Here is a 2,808-nt window from a genome sequence, read left to right as displayed (position 1 = left end):
AGAGTCGGTTTCGAAACTCATGACTGGCGGGCCAGTCGCCTCACGAGGAGCATGACCGAGGCGGCGTAAAGGAAGGTGGCTGCTGAATTGATGGTGGCCTCGAAGTCCTTTGCCAGGCGCCGGTTGCGGCAGATCCACGCAAAGAAGCGCTCGACCACCCATCTGCGTGGCAAGACGGCAAAGCCGACCTGATCCGGGGGCTTCTTGACGATTTCGACGATGATGTTGGTGGCGGTGGTCACGCGCTCATGATTGTAGCCGCCATCGGCCCATACATGTTTGATGAAGGGGAGCAGAGGGCGCGAGATCTGTAGCAGTGGTCCGCCGCTGTCTCTGTCCTGGATGTCGGCCGGATGCGGCTCGACCAGTAGCGGCCGCCCATCGGTATCGACCAGTGCATGGCGCTTGCGCCCTTTGATCTTCTTTCCTGCATCGTAGCCACGCGGGCCGCCGGCTTCGGTGGTTTTGACGGATTGGCTGTCGATTATGGCTGCGGACGGACTGGCCTCGCGGCCGGCGCGCTCACGGTCCATCATGACCAGGGCATGGTTGATCTTCTCAAAGACCGAGCCGTCGCGCAATGCGGCGAACCACCGATAGACGGTCGGCCAAGGCGGAAAGTCCGAGGGTAGGAGACGCCAAGTGATGCCGCCGCGCAGGACGTAGAAAATTGCGTTGATGATCTCGCGCATCGGCCAGGCCCGGGGCCGCCCCGTTCTACAGGCCGCAGGCAGGTGCGGCTGGATCAGGCGCCACTCCACGTCCGTCAGATCGGTCTGGTATCGCGTGGCACGACGGTTATGCTGTTCACGGGTGGTCGGGGTCCACATGACATTCTCCATGCAGGTCAGCAAACCGCTTGGAATCATGCCAACCTCGACCGCTCAACCCCTTTCGAAACGGCCTCTTAGCGGCTTTCATGTTGACCCAGGCTATACTGGAAAACTAATATTCGCCGTATTTAATGCTGGTCCAAAAACTATCGTAATCCGGGAATCTGATGATGCATTCTTGATATGGTTCGCGAGACTGGAATCCCCCAGCAGACACGATGCGCGGAAAAAACCAGGCCACTATAATATCTCGAGCGAGATGGCCTCGAACATTCCGCGTGAGAGCGCCTCAGTAAATTCCCTATTGGCCAGAATAGAAACCTTAGAGCGGTTTCATAGAATGGTATTGACTGTCAGCGCGACCCTAGTGTCAATTATATTGTCTGCAATAGCTTCCTTCTTCGCAGGGCTTTGGGGAGTATGATGACCAAGGGATATGTGCTAAATAACAGTTTGAGCGTCAGAGATATAGACCGCATCATATATGGGTTAGAACGATGCGGCTTCACCGCCGTCTTGTTACCGTTCGAGATCAAGGACATCAATCCAACAGATGACGTTGCGATTGTAGGGCTACCTGCCGCGACGGAGGATCTGGTTGACATAGAGGACCTGGTGGCTCGATGCGTAGCGATCGGAATCCGGATAGTGATCCTTTGGCTGTCGGTCGACGCCACGTTGCCGCCGACACTTGGCAGTTATGGGGCCGCCGCAGCCCCACCCGAAGCTGACGAACTCGGCGATATACTTGGTGGCGCAGCGCTATGGCTTGATCCAGTCGGCATCCCTCGACCGAAAGAGCTTATTCCGCGCAATAAGTGCTGAAATGTCGCGAACATTTAGTTACGTCGTAGAGCATGATTACGGCTTCGCCCCCAATCCTTATTGGGGCGTATGCTCACTTGCGAACTGCAAGCCGCGAATTCGGAAGATCGGCTCCGTTGGCGATCTGGTGCTTGGCACTGGATCCTCAGGCGCGGGACTTCAAGGACGCTTGATATACTGGATGAAAATTGACGAGATTATATCATTTGATCAGTATTGGACTGACATTCGATTCCGCAATAAGAGGCCGTTTCGAAAGGGGTTGAGCGGTCGAGGTTGGCATGATTCCAAGCGGTTTGCTGACCTGCATGGAGAATGTCATGTGGACCCCGACCACCCGTGAACAGCATAACCGTCGTGCCACGCGATACCAGACCGATCTGACGGACGTGGAGTGGCGCCTGATCCAGCCGCACCTGCCTGCGGCCTGTAGAACGGGGCGGCCCCGGGCCTGGCCGATGCGCGAGATCATCAACGCAATTTTCTACGTCCTGCGCGGCGGCATCACTTGGCGTCTCCTACCCTCGGACTTTCCGCCTTGGCCGACCGTCTATCGGTGGTTCGCCGCATTGCGCGACGGCTCGGTCTTTGAGAAGATCAACCATGCCCTGGTCATGATGGACCGTGAGCGCGCCGGCCGCGAGGCCAGTCCGTCCGCAGCCATAATCGACAGCCAATCCGTCAAAACCACCGAAGCCGGCGGCCCGCGTGGCTACGATGCAGGAAAGAAGATCAAAGGGCGCAAGCGCCATGCACTGGTCGATACCGATGGGCGGCCGCTACTGGTCGAGCCGCATCCGGCCGACATCCAGGACAGAGACAGCGGCGGACCACTGCTACAGATCTCGCGCCCTCTGCTCCCCTTCATCAAACATGTATGGGCCGATGGCGGCTACAATCATGAGCGCGTGACCACCGCCACCAACATCATCGTCGAAATCGTCAAGAAGCCCCCGGATCAGGTCGGCTTTGCCGTCTTGCCACGCAGATGGGTGGTCGAGCGCTTCTTTGCGTGGATCTGCCGCAACCGGCGCCTGGCAAAGGACTTCGAGGCCACCATCAATTCAGCAGCCACCTTCCTTTACGCCGCCTCGGTCATGCTCCTCGTGAGGCGACTGGCCCGCCAGTCATGAGTTTCGAAACCGACTCT

At 57.9% G+C, this 2,808-nt stretch carries 4 protein-coding genes; 3 read left to right on the top strand and 1 reads right to left on the bottom strand.

Annotation, left to right across the window (positions count from 1 at the left end; all coding sequences use genetic code 11):
• Window positions 1–17: 17 nt before the first annotated feature.
• On the bottom strand, window positions 18–830 hold the full coding sequence (locus EO136_RS01130) for an IS5 family transposase (protein WP_127142346.1): 813 nt from the start codon (window positions 828–830) through the stop codon (window positions 18–20).
• 426 nt (window positions 831–1,256) lie between these two features.
• On the opposite strand from EO136_RS01130, the gene EO136_RS01125 reads away from it, so the two are divergent.
• The 3 genes from EO136_RS01125 to EO136_RS01120 are packed head-to-tail and all read left to right on the top strand — an operon-like array spanning window position 1,257 to window position 2,791.
• Entirely contained in the window at window positions 1,257–1,658 is a 402-nt protein-coding gene (locus EO136_RS01125) for a hypothetical protein (protein WP_164730380.1), read from the top strand.
• 1 nt (window position 1,659) lies between these two features.
• Window positions 1,660–2,001, top strand: coding sequence for an Nmad2 family putative nucleotide modification protein (locus EO136_RS18490; RefSeq protein WP_164730379.1), 342 nt, complete (start codon window positions 1,660–1,662; stop codon window positions 1,999–2,001).
• Window positions 1,979–2,791, top strand: coding sequence for an IS5 family transposase (locus EO136_RS01120; RefSeq protein ID WP_127142346.1), 813 nt, complete (start codon window positions 1,979–1,981; stop codon window positions 2,789–2,791). Before EO136_RS18490 ends, EO136_RS01120 begins: the two co-directional genes overlap by 23 nt.
• Window positions 2,792–2,808: the final 17 nt, after the last annotated feature.

This window comes from Pelagibacterium montanilacus (genome assembly GCF_003992665.1).
GTDB classification, from domain to species: domain Bacteria; phylum Pseudomonadota; class Alphaproteobacteria; order Rhizobiales; family Devosiaceae; genus Pelagibacterium; species Pelagibacterium montanilacus.
The sequence above is the reverse complement of the archived record's forward strand: the minus strand, read 5'-3'. Positions and strand labels throughout refer to the sequence as shown.

What these genes read in the sequence shown, in the direction of transcription:
- EO136_RS18490 (WP_164730379.1), top strand. Translation starts at nt 1,660, where the DNA reads ATGTCGCGAACATTTAGTTACGTCGTAGAGCATGATTACGGCTTCGCC.
- EO136_RS01125 (WP_164730380.1), top strand. Translation starts at nt 1,257, where the DNA reads ATGACCAAGGGATATGTGCTAAATAACAGTTTGAGCGTCAGAGATATA.
- EO136_RS01120 (WP_127142346.1), top strand. Translation starts at nt 1,979, where the DNA reads ATGTGGACCCCGACCACCCGTGAACAGCATAACCGTCGTGCCACGCGA.
- EO136_RS01130 (WP_127142346.1), bottom strand. Translation starts at nt 830, where the DNA reads ATGTGGACCCCGACCACCCGTGAACAGCATAACCGTCGTGCCACGCGA.